General features: G+C 41.1%; 17 protein-coding genes. 1 reads left to right on the top strand and 16 read right to left on the bottom strand.

What is annotated here, in order from left to right:
* Nucleotides 1–41 precede the first annotated feature (41 nt).
* The 13 genes from I3257_RS11370 to I3257_RS11310 all read right to left on the bottom strand — a co-directional run bounded on the left by I3257_RS11370 (nt 42) and on the right by I3257_RS11310 (nt 15,611).
* A complete protein-coding gene (locus I3257_RS11370) occupies nt 42–809 on the bottom strand; it encodes a hypothetical protein (protein WP_238049823.1) in 768 nt (255 codons plus the stop codon).
* Nucleotides 810–866: 57 nt separating this feature from the next.
* Entirely contained in the window at nt 867–1,730 is an 864-nt protein-coding gene (locus I3257_RS11365) for a glycosyltransferase family 2 protein (protein WP_238049822.1), read from the bottom strand.
* Nucleotides 1,730–2,770: an EpsG family protein gene (locus I3257_RS11360; RefSeq protein WP_238049821.1), complete on the bottom strand. Its 1,041-nt coding sequence runs from the start codon at nt 2,768–2,770 to the stop codon at nt 1,730–1,732. Before I3257_RS11360 ends, I3257_RS11365 begins: the two co-directional genes overlap by 1 nt.
* A gap of 201 nt (nt 2,771–2,971) precedes the next feature.
* Nucleotides 2,972–4,066, bottom strand: coding sequence for a glycosyltransferase (locus I3257_RS11355; RefSeq protein WP_238049820.1), 1,095 nt, complete (start codon nt 4,064–4,066; stop codon nt 2,972–2,974).
* A 46-nt stretch (nt 4,067–4,112) separates the two neighbouring features.
* Nucleotides 4,113–5,126 (bottom strand): glycosyltransferase family 2 protein, encoded by a 1,014-nt coding sequence (locus tag I3257_RS11350; RefSeq protein WP_238049819.1) that lies wholly within the window; start codon nt 5,124–5,126, stop codon nt 4,113–4,115.
* Entirely contained in the window at nt 5,123–6,205 is a 1,083-nt protein-coding gene (locus tag I3257_RS11345; protein WP_238049818.1) for a polysaccharide pyruvyl transferase family protein, read from the bottom strand. Before I3257_RS11345 ends, I3257_RS11350 begins: the two co-directional genes overlap by 4 nt.
* Before the next feature lie 13 nt (nt 6,206–6,218).
* On the bottom strand, nt 6,219–7,409 hold the full coding sequence (locus tag I3257_RS11340) for a hypothetical protein (RefSeq protein ID WP_238049817.1): 1,191 nt from the start codon (nt 7,407–7,409) through the stop codon (nt 6,219–6,221).
* Complete coding sequence (locus tag I3257_RS11335) at nt 7,402–8,418, bottom strand: glycosyltransferase family A protein (RefSeq protein ID WP_238049816.1); 1,017 nt, start codon at nt 8,416–8,418, stop codon at nt 7,402–7,404. Before I3257_RS11335 ends, I3257_RS11340 begins: the two co-directional genes overlap by 8 nt.
* Nucleotides 8,419–8,487: 69 nt before the next feature.
* Nucleotides 8,488–9,804: an oligosaccharide flippase family protein gene (locus I3257_RS11330; protein WP_238049815.1), complete on the bottom strand. Its 1,317-nt coding sequence runs from the start codon at nt 9,802–9,804 to the stop codon at nt 8,488–8,490.
* Between the two features lie 66 nt (nt 9,805–9,870).
* On the bottom strand, nt 9,871–11,874 hold the full coding sequence (locus tag I3257_RS11325) for a nucleoside-diphosphate sugar epimerase/dehydratase (protein ID WP_238049814.1): 2,004 nt from the start codon (nt 11,872–11,874) through the stop codon (nt 9,871–9,873).
* A 49-nt stretch (nt 11,875–11,923) separates the two neighbouring features.
* Nucleotides 11,924–14,185, bottom strand: coding sequence for a polysaccharide biosynthesis tyrosine autokinase (locus I3257_RS11320; protein ID WP_238049813.1), 2,262 nt, complete (start codon nt 14,183–14,185; stop codon nt 11,924–11,926).
* Nucleotides 14,186–14,216: 31 nt separating this feature from the next.
* Nucleotides 14,217–14,693: a low molecular weight protein-tyrosine-phosphatase gene (locus I3257_RS11315; protein ID WP_238049812.1), complete on the bottom strand. Its 477-nt coding sequence runs from the start codon at nt 14,691–14,693 to the stop codon at nt 14,217–14,219.
* A 9-nt stretch (nt 14,694–14,702) separates the two neighbouring features.
* The gene (locus I3257_RS11310) at nt 14,703–15,611 is read right to left on the bottom strand and encodes a polysaccharide biosynthesis/export family protein (protein ID WP_228244527.1); all 909 of its coding nucleotides are present in this window, start codon (nt 15,609–15,611) and stop codon (nt 14,703–14,705) included.
* A gap of 773 nt (nt 15,612–16,384) precedes the next feature.
* Between I3257_RS11310 and rluB the strand changes: the two genes are divergently transcribed.
* A complete protein-coding gene (gene rluB / locus I3257_RS11305) occupies nt 16,385–17,272 on the top strand; it encodes a 23S rRNA pseudouridine(2605) synthase RluB (RefSeq protein WP_238049811.1) in 888 nt (295 codons plus the stop codon).
* 395 nt (nt 17,273–17,667) lie between these two features.
* Here the strand turns inward: rluB and I3257_RS11300 are convergent, their stop codons facing one another.
* The 3 genes from I3257_RS11300 to I3257_RS11290 form a co-directional block, all read right to left on the bottom strand.
* Nucleotides 17,668–18,225: a hypothetical protein gene (locus I3257_RS11300; RefSeq protein WP_238049810.1), complete on the bottom strand. Its 558-nt coding sequence runs from the start codon at nt 18,223–18,225 to the stop codon at nt 17,668–17,670.
* A 40-nt stretch (nt 18,226–18,265) separates the two neighbouring features.
* On the bottom strand, nt 18,266–18,949 hold the full coding sequence (locus I3257_RS11295) for a hypothetical protein (protein WP_238049809.1): 684 nt from the start codon (nt 18,947–18,949) through the stop codon (nt 18,266–18,268).
* A 239-nt stretch (nt 18,950–19,188) separates the two neighbouring features.
* Nucleotides 19,189–19,932 (bottom strand): hypothetical protein, encoded by a 744-nt coding sequence (locus tag I3257_RS11290; RefSeq protein ID WP_055124597.1) that lies wholly within the window; start codon nt 19,930–19,932, stop codon nt 19,189–19,191.
* Nucleotides 19,933–20,066 lie beyond the last annotated feature (134 nt).

Raw genomic sequence — 20,066 nt, 5'->3', positions numbered from 1 at the left:
TCTTTGGGTTATTATAACCTCTTAGAAGCTGTCCAATTTTATTATGCCACTACAACGACTACTTTTCCTACGTCGTCTTCACAGTCTCCTATGAACATAAAGTAGACATTTTCTGCTCTTAGTTTTTCGGATATATACTCAATATCTTTGAAGCCTTTATCATCACAAACTCGTCCTACCACGCAAATCACAAAGGTATTTTCAGGTACCTTGTACTTCTTTCTTAATGCCTCTTTTTCTAACTGAGCCATAGGTTGTAACAAATCAGTATCGATGCCGTTAAATGAGCCATTATCAATGACAGTTGCCTTGCTCTTTTTGAGGATATTTTCTTCTAGGCATACGCTGAGCAAAGATTCAGAAACAAATAAAACTTCGTGAGATAAGCCGAAACTTAATATATCCAGACCCTGAAACACCCTCTTTTTTAAACCTGAAAAATTCTCATAGGCTCTACCCACGCTAAAAGCAATTCGTCTCTTTTGCAATGTAACAGCACTTGCGATACTCCCTAACAACAAGGCTTTAGGTGTTAAATAAACCACCACATCAAAACGATTCGATAGCATATAGCGGGTTAAAAGCGCGAGTGACTGAGCATCTTTAAACAAAGAAGGCTTACGCTGAAAATTTAAATTAATCACCTTGCCTATTTTGCGCTCACGTAAAATATCTAACTGCTGTTTATCGCCACCGCAGATTAAGGTGATATCAACATCCGCGTGATCTCTAATGTATTCAAGCTGATCACGATATAGCACATTAAATGACACCGCATCTGTCATTAGAAAGCATATCTTTAATGTCATTTCAGCACCTCAGTATTTTTTATATATTATATTATCAGTGACGTTTTATAAAAAATGTCATTTAGTACAAATACTATTTACTACTGACTGATGATGATTTCTTAGCGTGTTAGATATTGTTAATTTATTTCTTTTATTGGCTATCTTTTGTAATAATCCTATCGAATCTAAAAAATTGACTGTTATCAGTTTTGCTGATAACTTCAAAGAACCTAAATAACTGTTTCCTTTATATTCACCATACGTTTTAAAACTATCTTTGTATGATCTAGTTATTTTAGATAATGATAAATTCCCTTCTTCTCTATAATAGTATAATAAATCAGGCAATACCGCTAAATTTAAATCTTGATTTGAGATAGCTCTACACCACAAATCGTAATCTTCAGACCTTGGATAATTTTCATTATATTTATTTCGTTCATACCAACTCTTTTTTGCCAAAACAGCAGCATGCACAATAGGATACGCAGCGGCTATTTCTTTAAATTCCGTGTAAATTTGATCGACATGACGACAACCATAAACTTTATTAAAATTATCAATAGACACGACACCTGTAGAAACCAAATCATAATCTGGATTTTTTTCTAAAAAACTTAATTGAATCGCTAGTCTATCTGGATGGATGAGATCATCGGCATCCATGCGCGCTATATAATCATAGTTCGCTTCTTCAATAAGCTGATTTAATCGAGCAGGCAGTTTTTTATTTATGCCATCAGCAATGACCTTTATTCTATGGTCAGACTCTTCAAAACGCTTGGCGATGGCCAATGACGCATCAGTAGAGCCATCATCAATTAATATAAGCTCCCATAACTCATGCGTTTGAGCCAATATGGAGTTGATAGCATCTTCCAAATACGCTTCAGCATTATAAATGGGAATACCAATGGATATATATGTCTGATTTTTCATTAGAAAACCTCAAATATCGGATTGATAATATACGGACTCAAGTTACTAAATCTCGATGTCGTCAAGACAAAATACATGAGAAAAATAATGATACTCGCTATATATAAATAAATATTATTAATTCTTTTTAAAATCATAGGCAGTATCAAAACCAATGTCCATGTAAAATACGCAAGCAGCCTTTGAGGACCTGAAGGACTGGTGCCCAACATCGCTAACGGTATGATAAAAACCACGCCTGATGCATAAAATGTTATGAGTTTTTGAAACTCTTTGTCTTTGATTTTATACAGATAACTGACCAAGATGATTAAAACCATGATAGCTGTATAAAAACCAAGCGTTAAAAACCCGCCTGCTTCATCAGATGCTTTCGCATAGCCCTCATATCTATCGTTAGTAGAAGAAATATAAGCGACCAAAAGCCCACTCACTAATAGCGACCCTAAAAATGTTGCCAAAATCTTATATAAGGGCTTTATTCTTAAATTAACGATAAAATAAAATGGAATCATAAACAATGCAGTTACATGGAATAATGAAGCAATTGCACAAATCAACAGGTATGGAATAAATCGTTTTTCTAACAGATAAGGAATGGCCAATGTAAAGATCGCCATTGCCAATCCTTGACGCAGTCCATTAAAAGAAAAAGTATAAACGCCCAACGTAATAAATAAAAATACGGAAAACCAATAATTTACGCTGTACTTTTTAATCACTCTAAGATAGCAATAGACAATAATTAAACTGGTAATGACAAGCAGCCAAAAATAATGAGTGGTCATACGTAACAACGCATACTCTAATAACTGATAACCGAACTCAATATCTTCATTGAACCTAAAGTACTCGGCATTCAATTGACTGTTGAAATTTCTCGTATAGTTTCCTGTATCCGTACCGACTCGGTAGCTACGAAGGCCTGCAAACAATGTCAATATAATTAGAGGCAGCCAAAAAGACGTACGATTGAGAGATTTTTTCTCCAGTACGATCCAAAAAATAACAAGGCTAAGAACCAGCAGGTATGGAAGCATTTAACCCTCTATAAAAGTAGATGTCGTCAATCTTATATAAATCGGATATGGTGGCAGGTTTACACCGTCTAGTATCTTTTGTACCGTCCAGTACCTATATAACTATAGCCTTATAACTATAGCTTTCCTATCCACCTCGCTTTTTTTCTAATTCCGTCCAAACTACCTTGAAACGACTATAAATAAGAAGCAACCACTCCGTCACATACTCAAGTACTTTTGCATTAGTATTTGCGCGTTGGTAGCAGCACTAAATCCATATAAATTCAGCACTGTGGTTATGTCTTTTTCATTGGGCTTTGGCTGTTTAGGCGCTAATAAGCGATCAACCCAATCCTTGGCTGAGTGAATCGGTAAAAACTGTACTAGTCCAAGTCCTAAATCTACTTCAGGCGATACTTGGTCAGAAACCAACGCCTTTAACCCAACTGTTTGGCTCTCGACCAAAACGACAGGGAAACCCTCGTGCAACGAAGGCATGATCATATAGTCGGCGCTGGCCATTAATTCTGTGATATCCGTACGCATCCCCAAAAACTTGACCGTATCTAGGAGTGAGTTATCTGCTACTTGTTGCCTGAGCCTCATATCCAATGAACCTTGTCCAACAATATATAAGGTAAAGGCGATCTGACGTTTTTTTAACTGCTCAGCGACCTCTAAAGAAAACTGATGGTTTTTAATCTCATTTAGACGACCAACTTGAATGATTTTTAGCCCCTCATCGCCAAATTCTTGATCGATATATTGTCTTGATTGGCTAGCGACTGTCATCATCTGCTGTATGTCAACAGCATTGGGCAATAGCCACACATCTTTTATACTGCCAAATAGGTAATTTGCCGCTTGTTCACCGCAACTCATTTTATCCGTGGCCAATTTACGATTGGTAATGAACGCCCACTGTTCATATATTTTTTTAACAATATTGGTTTTACCATTACTGGTGCTATGAGAATGTGAAATGCGATGCGGCACGCCAGCACCTTTAGCAGCCAGCAGATGAAAAGCATTGTTTAATAGCATATGAGCATGAATGATTTGATAGTCAGGATGTTGTTTGAGGAAGTTTTTAAGCGTCCACATACGCGCTAACGAATGATCCGCTAAAATCGGTATAATCCTACCGCCCAGCGCTATTATCTCAGCATCATAGTCACCGACCTCGTCGGTAAAAGTGATAAAATCAAACTGAATCTGGCTATGATCTATATGACGATATAGATTCATAAGCATGGTCTCTGCCCCAGCCCGATCCATTTTTCCCACGATATGTAGCACTCTCTGAATAGTCATCTCTTTACCTATTAAGAAGCCATAAAACCAAACGTATTTTTCAAAACTATTCTGAGTCTGTTTGCTCTTGATCTTTAACCCTTGCTCTTTTGCCTAGCGCTTGACGAAGCACCTGTAACATCAGCAAGGCAACTTGCGTCGGCATACGTACGATATTACTAATCATCATATTTCTTACGGTCAAATCGCTCTTATAACCCTTTAGTCGTAACGTTTTATCTGCTTTTTTAGCTTGTGCCAATGCAGCTGCTAAATAGTCATTATCTATACGAGTAAGGATACTCCAATGACTTTGTTTAATTTTATTGGCGAGTATTTTTTTAACCTCATCCGCTTGATAGTCCTCTACTAAATTGATGACTTCTGCGTGGATAACGAAAAGATCTAATAGTTTTTTATCTGTTGACCCTGTGATCGACGTGCCGCGCTGTCTGTATAGATAAAAATCAATGGGCAGGTGATACTTAATATTAGTAGCTAAGCCAAGATGCCAATGAAAAGGCCAGTCTTCGTAGTACAGACCCACTGGGAACTGTAACGAGGCCGACCGCACTGCGCTAGAGTTAATAAATTTGAGCCATGCAAAATGCGGTAAGCTAAAATATAAGCCGTCTATTTTGGTTGCCTCAAATGCTAAATTGCTAGCGGGATACGGCAGATCTAACTCTTTGATGCCATCTTTGAATGGTGTAAAGCCATACGTCACGACCTCTGCATTCGTGGTGAGCGCACAATCCACACACGCTGCCACCAAGCGAGAGTCTATAATGTCATCAGAATCAACGAACATCATGTATTCGCCTATCGCAGACTTGATACCAGTATTACGAGCCGCAGAAAGACCGCTGTTTTTATGATGCTGAATGACTTTGATGCGCTCATCTATGAGATGTGACGCAAGTGCTTGTTTTGAATCATCAGTGGAGCAATCTTCTACAACGATAATTTCAATATTCTGATAAGTCTGCTGCTTAATGGATGCCAAGCAAGCATCGATATATGACGCAACGTTATACACTGGTACGATGACACTCACTAATGGCGTTTCGATAGTCGTCATATCGCTACTAGCGCTTTTTTTAGGTCATCATACTCAGCTATATCAACTGGAGACTCATCCATCGTACCGTGAGGCAGGGACAGGAGGCTATCGATGAATGTTGCAATATCAGCAATCTCATCCAACTCTAAAAACACCAGCCTTGGATGACCGCCTAACCAGTCCAACTGCGTCTGTCTTATCTTATGATTGGAGTTCGGGAGTACCAAGCACGGCGTACCCGATAGCAAACATAAAATCATGCCATGCAGTCGGTCAGTCACGACCAATTTTGTAGCACGAAACTGGCTAAGCTTGTCAGTCAGTAATTTTGTGCAATGTGCTTCATCGAGTTGCGAACCACCAGCATGCGTGTCGGTCTTTTCAATCTGATAGCCAGTATCTGCTAAGGCTTTGTCTATCATGGCGTATTGCTCAGCTGATAATGCGGCTTCTTTGTCATCTCGTAAGCAGCGCAAAATACCTGAAGGCGCTAAGCAATCTGTCGTACCCAGCACTGTTGCATTAGCGCTCATCACAATATCTGGTACGAGACCAATATGCACATTACTGTACTCAGCAAAAAGCTCGATGAGTTTTGCCGCTGTTATCGACTCTCTGGCAAAAACATGTATATCTGGATGCTTGGCGTAGACGTTTACAATACGCTGCAAGGCACGTTTAGATTGAATAGAATCATTCCAATCTAGTGTCTGAGGAAAACAAACGATTCGATTGGCAGGAAATGACTTGATGACTAATTGGCGCAGCTCCTCAATATCAGGATACGTGCCACCCATATTACCGCCGCCGATGATAGTGACAATATCCGTCTCTTTTATTTGCTGTTTAATGGAATTGAGCACAAATCTGGTTTGACTGATAGCAACACTAACAACGTCATAATCCGTCAACACACGTTGCAAATACTGCTTTTGCGCGTGAGAAATAGCAATATCACCAATATTGCCATAGTCGGCGGCAAGAAAAATAAAGCACCGTTTACCAGTTGGTAACGGTAAACCTCTCGCCCCCATATAAGCGGCTAAGTGTTTTTTTAGTTTGAGTGGAATGAGCTTTTTTATAGCAGCAATATTCATTTTTAATGCTCCCTTATTCGTTTCTCATTAACAGCTTCTTCACCCACATACGACGCCTTGAGCCAACAGGAAACAATCTATTCAAGTTAGGAGGCGGTTTACGTTTGAGTGCTTTTTCAATGTATGGCAGCCATTCAAGACCTCTACCCGTTTTAATCATCTCATGACGAATTAACTTCCAATCTATGCTGACAGCCCTGCCCTTTAGAGCCATTGATTTAAAAAGTGATGAGTCCATGGGCTCGCTAAAACATTGAGGGTTATCTATACCTGCAACCAAAAAATTGAGACGCGTCCTAACACATTTTTCACAGCGACCGCAGTTGCTATCATGCTTATCTCCAGCCCAACAGACACGTAAATTCTCTATACCCAAGGGCCATGCTGCAAGCGCTTGAATCTTCTCTGACCGACTAAACCCTGCGCCATCATGAATCACTCTAAAGTCACCAGAACTTAGCAGTGGGTCAGTGATTGGGTGTGAGCCCCAAGGGCTAATTAATACATCATAAGAGTCGCCACTACCGATGAGTCCAATGCCTGCATATCGTTTCAAGCCGCATAACACTGAGGCAATAGCAGCAGCATGATAGTCTTCCCAGTTGATAGACCAAAGCGTGCGAATATTTGTCTCAACTGGCAATAGCTCAATATTGATATCTGCTAGTATTTTTGTCGCTATTTTTGCCGCACCAGCAAATCCTTCCGTATCATCTAATGGTATATCAAAGCCATGCACAAAAATCCCTGCTCTAATATCTCGCGTAGCATATCCTGCCATGCCTGTTGCATGACGATAAACAGTAAACTGAGCATCAACGCCACCAGAAAATGCAGCGATAGCACCATCTACTTGTACGTCGCTCTCTCTAATACGATCAACTTGTATATCAATCAAAAAATAACGCTCTGGCAACCACTTATTCCAAACATACTGTAGCTCTGTCAGGTTGGCTAATAGCTCATGCGACACGCTACCATGCACATGAATGGCTGCTCGCATCTGCATCGCGGGCAACAATGTGGCCAGTAAATAAGCATCACAATCATCGTCTTCTGGCATTGGCAAGTTCGCTGGATATACAAACCACAATGCCTTCTCAGTCATTTGCCCGCTAGCTGTTGTCTGTTGCAGCAAACAACAGCGCTTTTGACCCTTTTCATCACTGCGTAAAGGCTGAGGCAACAAATCAATATTAAGCATATTTTTTCACCTTTGCTTTAGACCAAGACAGTTGAAGAAAAACCAGCGTCATAACATACCAACGCCGTGAAAAACATAAAATTAATACACGAATGCCGCGTGCTGGATGTCGTTGATAATAATGCGGCAAACAGTTCTGATAGACGAAAGACTGGCGTATTTTAACTAGCTCTGCACGACGCTTTTTCATATCGATATGCGCCAAATTATTAAGTAAATATGGCAGCATATGCTCGACATAACTACGAGCAAAGTCCGATAATAGCACTTGCTTCTCAGTAGCACTGATCGACCAATCATGTATCCTGACTCTGGCTGTATAGTCCGCTTCAATGGATTCCAAAAGCCCTGATTTATATTGTGAGCTTGTTATAGAGGTCGCATTTTCATAGTAGTTGTATGGACAGTCTGGCAGCACCGATAAACGATTCGCTTTGCTTAGACATGCGATATTAAAAATACCATCCTCACCAAATTTGACGTCGCTATCGAAGCGCAGCTCTGCGATTAAATTTTTGCTATACACCTTGGTGCAGGCGTACCAATATATATGTCTATTCTCTGTCACTCTCAGTTGTAGTATTTCGATATCTTGCCGTGAGTATTCTGCCGCACTATTAGGACGCTCAATAACAGAGCCATCCAGCATCATGCGTTTATGACCAAATGCCAACATCTCGACATCTCGATCTACAGCTTGATCAAAGACAAAATCAAAATACCAATCATCAATGGTGTCATCCGCGTCTATAAAAACGATGTAATTGCCGGTTGCGATATCGAGCCCAGTATTACGAGCCTCTGCCACGCCACCATTTTTTTGATATTTCACCGTAATCCATGACCTAGCATTTGCCCAGCTATGCAATAGGCTAGCAGTATGATCTTTAGAACCATCGTCAATGACTATCAGCTCAATGTCGTGACTCTTTTTCGCAACGTCAATACTGTTGATGCAACGATCAATAGTAGCAGCGGCATTAAATGCAGCGATAATGACTGAAATCATAGTGAGCCTCTCAAGTTGAGACTTCTCATACATATCCTTTGTGACATTCAAAGCAGTCAAAAAACGTACCTACTGCTTCACTTCATCGATATGAACAAGACGCCGAAAAGCGACATAAATGATAGATAAACTGAGCAAAACCCCAACAAATGAGAAAAGGGCAATGGCTATCATATCTGACTCAAAAACGTAAAAACCTACATACAGCGCTGCAGCACGAAATACCACTGCAAACACTTCTCGAATCAAAAGGAATCGCTGTAAACGTAATGCTGGCAATGCCGCAGTACTCGCACCAGACACTAAGCTGGTCAAAAGCCAAATAGACAGCCACTGCGAATAACTACCTGCCAATGCCCACTCTGCACCGAACACTAAAGAAAAAAGATAATCACCAAAAACGAACACCGTACCGAATGGCACAATACCAACCACCAATAGAATCAACGTTACTTTTAATAAAAATTGATAAGCCTCAGATGAATTTGCTGTGATGGCACGCGTAATTTTAGGATAGAAAACCTCTCCAACCGCCTGACCTAACAGCATCGCGGGTGCACCAAGCACAAGAACAGCTAATGAATACTGCCCTGCAGAAGAGGCACTAAATAATGACGCTAACAAGATAGTTGGCAACCCTACTGAAGCCGCATTCAGGATACTTTGTGGCATACGATATATCGCAAAATCACGCTGCGATATGGCGGCATGTCGAACACCCTTAGTACCAAACCAATGACGGACATTTAATACACCTACTCTAGGTACACGAAGCATCTGCATAATAAAGTTTGTGAGCTGCCCTGCTATCGTCAATAAAATAAGTAACATCCCTGAAGGTGCTAGCATACCGCCTATCAGCTTACTGCTATCTGTTACAAGCTTGCTTTCCACATAAGCCCGAGCTTTCGCTTTAAATAAGCCCACCCTAATAGCAGACTGATCAGCGACAGAAAGAAAGGCACCGACTAATAGCGTTAATGGTATGAGATATAGCATGTTTGGCGTGCTTTCCATACCCATCCAACTTGCCAAATGAAACTTGCCAACATAGACAACAATGAATGAGAAAACAGCTATAACCACACTGAACAATATGGACAATCGTGCAATGGCCGCAGCATCCTCGTCACTGTCTGGCATCACGATTGCATTTGCATAGCCCATAGTGGCAATCGGCGTAATAATGCTGACGATAGCAGTAAAGGCAGCAGCGATACCGAAATCCTCAGGCCTATATAGTCTGGTGAGAAATGGCATAAAAATCATGGCGATAGCCTGTCCAGCAGCAATACCGCCACCGACCATGACCACATCTCGCACAAAGTGACTGGTTTTCAACCTGTTTATTGTGCTCTGTATCGATGAAAATACTCCAGAGCTCATGACATATTGTCCAATTTAGTGACTCACAGAACTTGTAAGGAATTTATGATAGCGCGCCTCTCTCTATTAACCCATTTCATTGGTCAATGTGGTATCTACTTTCTCTACCTCGACATCTTTATCAGATCCTTCTCGGTAACCTTCGACAAAAAACTTAAACTGTGTTTTCAGCCAGACCACATCCTGCTGCTTTGCTTTTTCTGCAAATTCAAATAAAATATTTTCGATATCTTGCAAAGGAAAGCTGTGCTCCATTGCTTGCATAATCAATGGATGAAAAGTAGGTTCGATATTGTCTTCACCAATGATTAACTCCTCGTATAGCTTTTCACCCGGTCTCAAGCCAGTAAATACGATTTCGATATCGCCATTGGGATTGCTATCATCTTTTAGCTCACAACCTGTCAAACGAATCATACGTTTTGCCAGATCAACAATTTTGACGGGCGCGCCCATATCAAGTACAAATACTTCACCACCGAATGCCATCGCACCTGCCTGAATAACCAAGCTGGCCGCTTCTGGAATCGTCATAAAATAGCGCGTGATGTCTGGATGGGTGATGGTGATCGGACCGCCTTGCTCAATCTGTTTGGTAAATAACGGCACCACAGAGCCTGATGACCCTAAAACATTGCCAAAACGCACCATGCTAAAACAAGTCTGACTATTACTTTGGCTCAATCCTTGGCAGACCAGCTCAGCCAAGCGTTTGGACGCCCCCATGACATTGGTAGGTCGCACAGCTTTGTCAGTAGAAATCAGCACAAAAGTCTCAACGCGAGCCTGTATCGCAGCACGGGCACAATGGTAGGTGCCTTTGGTATTATTGATGGTGCCCTCAAAGGGATTGGACTCAACAATAGGCACATGCTTATAGGCTGCAGCGTGATAAATCGTTTTTATATGGTTTTTTTCGAATATATTGATTAATTTTTTTTCGTTACTGACACTGCCGATAATGCTAATAATCTCAATATGTTGATAATCAGCATTCGCTGTTTTTAGATTACCAAGTTCTTGATCTATGGTGTATAAAGCATACTCAGACTGTTCATATAGCACCAAGCATTTAGGCTTATTTTTGATGATTTGCCGACACAGCTCACTACCGATTGAACCACCTGCCCCAGTAACGAGAACGTTTTTGCCCGTGATGTTTTTTTGTAGCAACTCCGCAACAGGTTCGACCGTTTCTCGTTCGAGCACATCTAGTATGTCAACGGGTCGTATATGACTGACGGTTACTATCTCATCAGCAAGCTCACGTAAGCTTGGCAAGTCTTTTATCTTAACGGATATACCTGACAGACTGTCCATAATCTGTTTTTTACGAGCACGGCTCATAGAGGGCATGGCTAAAATCACCTGCGCCACATTGAGTTTTTCTATCAACCACGGAAGCGCGTGAGCTGCATATATTTGTTTGCCATGTAAATAAGCCCCAGTAAGCTGCGGGTCATCATCGATATACGCCACTACATTGTACTGATAAGAATGTCTCAAACTTTCTAGCAACTCTCTACCAGCTTCTCCTGCACCATAAATAATCACGTTGTCACAACAGACATCTGGACGACGGCTTTGACCTGCACCCTGTAGACGTTTCAGTAACGCGCGGATCATGAGCCTACTATTCCACAGCCAAATAAAAAATAGAAATAAAAATATAACAGGGGCTGAGCGCGGTATCGTCGCTGATGGACTCAAATAAATGATGACTTGATAAACAATAATAAGTAAAAAAAACAGTTGCAGCACACGACCCATCACTGCATCAAAAAACCCTCGAGAGGCGCTTCGATAAAAACCAATAAGATATAAGCTAGCAACCGGCACGAATGCATAAAAAGCCAATGCTGCAAGACTGATATGAGAAGCCACATACCCTTGTCGTAGCATCAATGCCAATAATAGGCAAAAGATCGACATGGCAAAATCTATACTAAATAAAAGAGTGCTTTTCGTCAGGCGTGGTAATGACAATAAATACAGAGCCACACGCTTTGACCATTGATTAAAACCACTGGACGATTGATAAGCATTGTTTGACTCTGTTTTTATAAACATAATATCCACCCAATTAAGTTGGTTTGCTTATGAGCGACAACCACGCAAACTAGCGGTTATCTCCATAGGCATAATGATAATGGTAGCTATATTTATCCATAAGACCCTGCTGTACATCATTGAGAATAATGCCATCTACTTGTACATTGGCTTTATTCATTTGCTTGATCGCATAAACCAGTTGCCCTTCTATTGAATGATTAAACTTCGTAACGATGAGTACTTTGTCTGCATGTTGCGCAAGTACCATAGCATCTGACGCCGCCAATATCGGGGGTGAGTCGATGACAATATAATCGTATTGAGTCTTTAATTCTGCCATCAAATGATTGAATTTTTCGCCCATCAATAATGAGGTGGGATTATGCGGCTGCCGTCCGCGCGGTATGAAATCAATCAACTCCATACCAGTGGGATGAATAAAGCTTTCGACCCCTAAGCTAGGAACTTCACTATCTGATCGAGTACCATCAATCGGAGAAAAATGCTTTTTATCCTGCAACAAATAATCGGCAAGACCATCATGTTGGCTCATATTAAACATTTTATGCAGCTCACCTAAGCGCATGTCCCCATCGATGACCAAGACTTTTTTGTTGAGCTGGGCAAATACCTCTGATAAATTGGCAGCGATAAACGACTTGCCCACACCAGGGCTCTCCCCAGTAATCAATATGACTTGCGCGGGCTGCCCGACCGCTGCCCCCATTGGCATACCAAACATCAAATTGGTTCTTAAACTTTTGATCGCCTCATAACTCAAACTACTGTGATCAACATGAGCGAGCATGCGAGGGGTGGTATTCTTCTTTTTACTCAACCTCGACAGTAAGGGTGAGCGTGGAATCGTTGCAATGACAGGGATGCCCGTTGTGACCTCTAAATGCTCTGGATCTTTTACGACATTTCTAATAAGATTCTTCAAGAGCACCAGCATCACCCCAAACATCATGCCTATCAATGTGGTCAGCATCAGGATTTGTAGTTTATTTGGTGCAATGGCATTAAAGGTACTGGTCGGTGAATCGATAATACGGGCATAGCCGATTTGACCAGCCTTGACGATTTTAAGTTGCTCATAATTTTTGAGCAGCGTCAGATAGATTTCTCGATTGATTGCCGTATCTTCTGATAGCTTTAGGAACTCTCGCTGTATTTCAGGTAGACCTGCAATGGTATTATCTATCTCTCTTGTTCTATTATTGAGCACTTTGAGCTGTTCATTAATTTGGATGACCAGTGGATGTTCTTCGGTATAATAAGTGGTTAGGTCTGCTTTTTTGAGTTTAAGCTCATTGAGCTGCTCATCGATGCGGGATTTCTCATTCAATAACAACTCGGCTTCTTTACCCACATCAATCGTGCCATATTTTTTACGAAAGTCATTAAACAGTGCTTCAGAAGTCTCTAATTTTTCTTTTAATAGAGGAATCTGCGTTTCCATAAAGGCAAGTGTTTTGGTCGTTTCTTCAGAACCGCGAGATTGGTTTTGATCGACGTAAGATCGGACGATCTGATTGAGGATAGTCGTGATTTGCTCTTGGTTGGGACCCGTCATCGACAGCTGAATAATCCCCGTTTTTTGACCTTTTTCTTCAACGGATAAGGCGCTGTTGATAGCGTCAGTCGCAGCCTTTATCGTCTGCTTACTAATATTAATTGGGTAACCATCAGCAGGTAACTCTGTGACAGTAATATTAATCTGACCGTCCAACCCTTTGAACTGATACGCCTGACCAAGCTGACCTTTAAATTCATCAAATCCATTGCTCAAAACAAACCCTGTAGCAGATTTTGTTAGTGTAAAAGGTTGGTTCAAGTACGCTGGTGATACATCAAATTGGCGGACTTTTACTATGCCATTTTCGGTATCAAGTGACACATCATCCGGTGTATTTAATTGCGTGTAAGTACGATTGCTTTTTATTCTATCAAGATGACCAATATTGGGATCTGTTAGCTTAATGCGCAGGTGCAATAGCTCAACCACTGGCTCCAATATCATACGTGATCGTATCAGTTCTGCTTCTGTCTCCGCTTTGCTGACTTCTGCACCGACCAGCTCTGAGATACTCTCGCCAAGCGCCTCTATTCCTTGAGTATTTTCTTCAATCTGTATCAGCGCATCTGATTTATAGATGGGATTCACATAGCGGGTATACAAAAGCCCTAGTAAAAGCCCCAATATCGCCATGAGAGCAATGATTTTCCAACCACGTAACAATGCTAAAACCAGCGCCATTAAATCGATGTCGTCATTGTTTTTTTCGCCCGTAGACGTTGATAGGTCTTTTGAATCCATATTATTCATAACCATATACTCATCGCTCAATGTTGATCGTTTAATAGCATTCGCTGAACTTCAACGCTCTAATCGATGGCGCGTCGCTAATCTTGTCAGTCCATTGTTCAAGACTATCGATAATATCTTGTCTACTCTTTTCAAATGCTGAATCATACTGCTGATAAGGGTCAGCAATATCTTTATTAAGCCAATGCCCTATTCGAAAGGTTTTTCCGCGACAGTGCGGCCACTGACTTTCAATCCATTTGGTTTGGCTGGTTGTCATCGTCAAAATTAAATCTGACTGACTGACTAATGCTTCATCAATTTGCTTGGCGATATGAGCACTGATGTCTATATTATGAGTGGCCATCAATGCAACCGCTTTGGCATCAGCTGCGTGACCTACGAGCGCTGACAAACCAGCAGAGTCGATGTGTTTTTCTGGGTAATATGCCGTTAATATGGCAGCGGCCATCGGGCTGCGGCATATATTGCCAACACAAACAACCAAGATCTGATCAAACGCTCCCATGACTGACTCCTATATCCCTGAAATCACATTGATTGCTGATGTTGAAGGCAATATGGCGCTAATAATACGGTTCCAGCGCGCCAAGCCAGTTGGATCAACATAAAGGATGTCATTGGCTTGCATGTCAAAACGACTGGCCAAGGCAAAACTTGTGATGCTCTGCATGTCGACATAATAAATATTGGTGTATTGATACTTTGGATTATCCCGAACGATATATACTTTGGCCGCATTGGCCGTATTAGAATTCAATCCATTTGACTCACCCAGTACATGCGCTAGGCTCAGCCCTTGCTCAGGAATAGCAACGGGCTCAATTTTGCCAAACTCTCCTAATACATAGACCTTATTGCGGCTTTGGCTATTGACATGAATAGCATCGCCGTCTTGTAAGTATATTTGATTGGCAGACAGCCCCATTTGATTCAATGATTGGATACCGAGCTTGTAACTTTTGCCTTGACGGTTTAATACGATATGGTTTGAATCACCCGTATCAGTCGTACCACCCGCCATAGAAATAGCACCATATACTGAGATGGGCACATCTGCGATAACAAACTCACCAGACTGCTTGACCTCACCATCCACAAAAAACTTACTACCACGGTAGTTGATGATTTTGACCTGAGGATCTGAGTATTTGAGATAGCGTTGAAGCTTGCTTTGCAAAGTGGCAGTGAACTGCGGCACACTGAGACCGCTGGCTTTGACTCTCCCTATTAAGGGGAATTGTATAAACCCTTGCTGGTCAACAGTCAGACTAGACGTTGAGGCATTAATATCTGGATAATTGGTCAGGATAATATTGAGAACATCCCCTTTAGCAATGCCATAGCTGACACGCCCAGATGTTTTTACTAAATGATATAAATCTCGATCAAGGATGACGGCTTCTTTAGCTGGTAGATTAGCCAAACTCAAAGGTTGAATATAGAATTGTAAACCGTTTTCTGCAGTAAATGTCCCTGACTTAGGTAATTTTCCAGACTGAAGTCCTGAATTTATTGTGCAACTACTGAGCAATACTGTCAGCAATAAGCAAGACGCACTCGCTATTAAGGAGCGCTTTTGTACAGAAATGAAATATTTATAAACCATAACAGTTACTCATATTTATATTCGTGAATCAAAAATAAGTGCCTTGCTGCTGTCAATATATTCATAAAAAAGGATGTATTTATTGAATATACACCTAAACTATACATAACGCAATATTTATAAACATTGATGTAAGAACAATTTTTTTAGTTAATTTATTTTACGTAAGCCCTTCTCGTAAATAACGTATAGCGCATATCAATGAAAACAAAAAGACAGAAAAATCTAAATAGGAGGACATATTAAAAGGAGTTAGCAGTATTTTTTAGGGTTCATGCTGTCGAAAATAGAAATTTGGTATTGGTTATGCTGCTTAACTGCTCTTAATAATATTCAAAGAAATCACTATTTTATTAAAAATATAAATATAAGCATTTGTGTGCAAATATCTTATTTTTATAACACCCTAATCAACTTTTATTTTAGAAATCTATTTTAATTTAGCAAACTTTATTTTATTAATATAAAACGATAAATTGATACCGTTTGTAGATACTGGTTTGCGTGCTAAAGTCATCAAAATAGCGTAGAATAGTCAATCCAATTTTTTACATTGAGAAATGTAAACCCACCGACTCAAGGACATGATTATGAAAGATGAAAAATTACAGAAAGCCCTCGCCCGTATGGGTCTTGGCTCACGCCGTCAAATGGAAGAAGTCATAAAATCAGGGCGTGTTACTGTTAATAACGGACCTGCGACCATTGGTGATCGCGTCGAGCAAGGCGATGAGATTCGCGTTGACGGTCGTCAGATTAAATACACCTCTGAAAACGAGAAGCGTCGCCGTGTTATCGCTTACTACAAACCTGAAGGCGAAGTCTGCTCTGCTAAAGATCCAGAAGGCCGTCCAACCGTTTTTGAGCGTTTACCAAAACTGACTCATGATCGCTGGGTGATGGTTGGTCGCTTGGACATCAATTCAACTGGGCTATTATTGTTTACCAATGATGGTGAGATGGCGCATCGCTTGATGCATCCCTCTGGCGAAGTCACGCGCGAATATGCGGTACGTGTATTGGGTGAAGTGACGCCTGAGATCGCTCGTGCGCTAACGGCTGGCGTTATGCTAGAAGATGGCATTGCAAAGTTTGAAGATATCAAAGAAGGCGGTGGTGAAGGCGTCAACAAGTGGTATCACGTCCAACTAAAAGAAGGTCGTAATCGCGAAGTACGTCGCTTGTTTGAATCACAAGGCCTGAAAGTAAGCCGTCTACTACGCACGCGTTACGGTACGATTGCTCTACCAAAAGAGCTACGTACTGGTCGTTTCTTAGAACTCGACAGAAAAGATATCAATACGTTGACCGATCTAGTGAGCTTGCGTCCTCGTTATGGTACGGGTCTGCATGGCGCAGCGAAAGAGAAGCAAGAGCGTATTAGAAGCAAGCCGCTTAAAGCGCGTCGCGCTACTGACAGTCGTAGCGATAGCCGCAGTGGTAGCGACAATCGCAAGCAACAGCAGCGCAAAGCCTAAAAGCAGTGCTAGCCCTGCCAGCCGTGGTACGCGCAATACTCGTGACCGTAGTGACAAGCGTTAAGTGATACCAAACCCAAAAAAATACGATTAGCTGCGTCAAACTCGTTTAGTCTACAATGTGTAGTACTTGCACTCGGTTTCCTTGCTACTCTAATTTTTGTGAATGGTATCGTTTTAAAGTTATCGCTTTAAAGTAGACAACAAAAAAGCAGCCAATGATGAATAATCATTGGCTGCTTTTTTATGAGTCATTTATAGCAATTCATTGTAAGTCTGACGATGTATAGTCGATTCAATTTAAAAGTAGTACAAAGCAACCGAGTGTAGATATATATTCAATACTTCAAGAGAGGTTAACGCAGTAACACTTTTATAGTGGAATGACTATAGGCTTAACTATCGTGGCTATTAATATAATTCCTCATTACTCGTAGCTCTTGCAACTGCTGACTTTCCATTTGTTCTAATAATCTATCTAGACGCTGCTCAATATTATTAAAGACTTGCTGTAATAACTCACTGGCTTCAATCCTTTTATCATCACCAACATGATTGGTGCTTGTATTGATTTGTGCCAAATGATGATGCCTGATTAGCATTTCAGGTAGCCGAGTTTGCAACATCTTGTTTAATACAAACTGCTGCTCTGTTACCACAGGCGTTTTATGCTGAGCTTGTAGTACTGTTTGATACGCTTGATAGTGAGTCACTTTTTCATCGATACGTTTTAATTGGCGCAGCTGTAGCTCTGACAAATTTTTCAGGTGTTTTTTATTTAAATTTAGTTGCTGCCAACTGAGTTTGGACAATGACAACGGTGCATCATAATCCTGATAAGTGAGTACACCTGGCGAAATACCGACCGCTTTGTGCAGCGCATGCCAGCCTTTTTTACCAAAATAAAAGGTGGTAACGGTCGTTACAATGCCAATGCCTATTAAGATGCTCATATACCCTTACTCTTCATCGTTTAATCAAACCACTTTGCCTTTACAGTTTAATATTCTCAGCGCTCACATTTTTACCAGTTGCGCCAGTTGGATTTTCAATCGCTTTAATTTCTATATTAGCACTATTGACACTACTAACATTGCTATCGAGCTTTTCAATATCTGTCGTAGTAGCAGGGTTATTAAAGCGTTTTTGTAGATAGCGGTTGGTCGCCAGCAGCTTTTGACCATCTTGATGATAAGAGGCATTCAGTAAATCATCAAACTGAGTATTAATGGTACGTAATACATCTAATAGCGCTTCTTTTCCAGTCACATTAGAGTGCTTGATTTTGGTCGTGTCAGCGCGCGCGCCATCTCCCACATCTAAGTCGTGCAAGCGGCGATAGTCAGTTACAGCAAGTGGCACATGTCTGTCCATTAGGTTTTGAATCATAATGTAGGTTTCATTGACCGTGTCTTTATCATCTATCTTACCATCATTATTGGTATCGCCATAAATGACCCGCAGCTTCTCCCCTTTATCATTGATTTGGTCGAGTGCTGTTTTGACTTCAACAGGCAAGCTTTTTTCTGGGATATAACCCAATTGCGGCAGCGCTTTGTACTCAAGCATTTTAGGCGCAGTCATTTTTTTGATACCACGATACCCCAGATATAACCCAGCGACTGGTAACACTCCATATAAAATGAACATGACAAACATCGCAGTAACTTGAGTCATTAGAGTATCCTAATTATTAGATAAAATGGCTTGGCTAAATAGCTTGGTAAACTTCTTATTATTTTAAATAAGATAGATAGTTATTATTAAACAAAAAAATAAGGCTCTATTAAAGCCCTATATTGTTATGCATTGCGTCGCTTGTGTGAAAACCATGTTAGGGCGTGTCCCCAATTTAATCACAGCTCTGAATTATGTTAATTTTATAATGCCAATTAACAGCCATTAACTATTAGCCCTTAACTTTTTGTCCGGCTTTTGACATAACGGTGCGTTGAAGCCAAACGATTCATCACCGTTTGATGCAGCTCATCTAACAATTCATCAAGCTCATAATCAATTTCTAAAAACAAATCCGTCAGCATGTCACCTGCCGTCATTTTGCCTTGCACCATATTGTTTTTGGTACGGTGCGGGCTAAAACGCTGTAGCTGCTCATAATGATGGAGGGCTTCTGGAATGCTCTCTGACACCAGCTTATCGATGACAAATTGGCGTTCATTATGTTGCTGTTGTTGCTGTTCGTTGAGCTCACTGCTCCACTCACGATAGCGTTTTAACTTACCATTGATACGGTCTAGTATCGCAACCGCCTCGATGGGCATGGCGTTTAGGGTGGCTTCATCGACCACATCAACAAGCTCAGTCATAATCGGGCAGCGTCCATGTTTGAGATACCACAAGGTATCGGGGTCAAAAGGCGGTCTATTGGTCGGGCGCATCTGAGCGCGATTGGATATATAGCGATCAGTCAAAGGTGTCGGCGTTCTGATATCACTCACTTGCGCCAAAGCATCACAAATACGTTCGCTGCGCTCAGGCGGCGTCAGTACAGAACGCTGACTGACAGCTTGATCGTTTTTATCAGTGTTTTTACTGTTGTTATCAGTCACCTCTATATCTTGACTGATAGCCATCTCCTGAGCATTTTTGGCTGCTAGCGTTGGCAGGTCATCTTGAGCTTGCCCAAATGACTTTAGCATTCTTGTCAGACTTACCACCATGACCTACCTTGCCCCTCGTCCCGTGCACGCTTATTGCGCTCGTATTGCATAGATTTATCCAATAGCGTATCTTAACAGCTTTTTACCGCGCTGCCAGTAAGCAAAATGTCAAC

Source organism: Psychrobacter sp. Ps7 (assembly GCF_022129225.1).
Lineage (GTDB): Bacteria > Pseudomonadota > Gammaproteobacteria > Pseudomonadales > Moraxellaceae > Psychrobacter > Psychrobacter immobilis_A.
Note: the sequence above shows the minus strand (reverse complement) of the source record. Positions and strands in the feature narration are given on the sequence as shown.

What these genes read in the sequence shown, in the direction of transcription:
- I3257_RS11350 (WP_238049819.1), bottom strand. Translation starts at nt 5,126, where the DNA reads ATGACGACTATCGAAACGCCATTAGTGAGTGTCATCGTACCAGTGTAT.
- I3257_RS11315 (WP_238049812.1), bottom strand. Translation starts at nt 14,693, where the DNA reads ATGGGAGCGTTTGATCAGATCTTGGTTGTTTGTGTTGGCAATATATGC.
- I3257_RS11330 (WP_238049815.1), bottom strand. Translation starts at nt 9,804, where the DNA reads ATGAGCTCTGGAGTATTTTCATCGATACAGAGCACAATAAACAGGTTG.
- I3257_RS11290 (WP_055124597.1), bottom strand. Translation starts at nt 19,932, where the DNA reads ATGCTAAAGTCATTTGGGCAAGCTCAAGATGACCTGCCAACGCTAGCA.
- I3257_RS11325 (WP_238049814.1), bottom strand. Translation starts at nt 11,874, where the DNA reads ATGTTTATAAAAACAGAGTCAAACAATGCTTATCAATCGTCCAGTGGT.
- rluB (WP_238049811.1), top strand. Translation starts at nt 16,385, where the DNA reads ATGAAAGATGAAAAATTACAGAAAGCCCTCGCCCGTATGGGTCTTGGC.
- I3257_RS11300 (WP_238049810.1), bottom strand. Translation starts at nt 18,225, where the DNA reads ATGAGCATCTTAATAGGCATTGGCATTGTAACGACCGTTACCACCTTT.
- I3257_RS11340 (WP_238049817.1), bottom strand. Translation starts at nt 7,409, where the DNA reads ATGCTTAATATTGATTTGTTGCCTCAGCCTTTACGCAGTGATGAAAAG.
- I3257_RS11360 (WP_238049821.1), bottom strand. Translation starts at nt 2,770, where the DNA reads ATGCTTCCATACCTGCTGGTTCTTAGCCTTGTTATTTTTTGGATCGTA.
- I3257_RS11370 (WP_238049823.1), bottom strand. Translation starts at nt 809, where the DNA reads ATGACATTAAAGATATGCTTTCTAATGACAGATGCGGTGTCATTTAAT.
- I3257_RS11335 (WP_238049816.1), bottom strand. Translation starts at nt 8,418, where the DNA reads ATGATTTCAGTCATTATCGCTGCATTTAATGCCGCTGCTACTATTGAT.
- I3257_RS11295 (WP_238049809.1), bottom strand. Translation starts at nt 18,949, where the DNA reads ATGACTCAAGTTACTGCGATGTTTGTCATGTTCATTTTATATGGAGTG.
- I3257_RS11320 (WP_238049813.1), bottom strand. Translation starts at nt 14,185, where the DNA reads ATGAATAATATGGATTCAAAAGACCTATCAACGTCTACGGGCGAAAAA.
- I3257_RS11365 (WP_238049822.1), bottom strand. Translation starts at nt 1,730, where the DNA reads ATGAAAAATCAGACATATATATCCATTGGTATTCCCATTTATAATGCT.
- I3257_RS11355 (WP_238049820.1), bottom strand. Translation starts at nt 4,066, where the DNA reads ATGACTATTCAGAGAGTGCTACATATCGTGGGAAAAATGGATCGGGCT.
- I3257_RS11345 (WP_238049818.1), bottom strand. Translation starts at nt 6,205, where the DNA reads ATGAATATTGCTGCTATAAAAAAGCTCATTCCACTCAAACTAAAAAAA.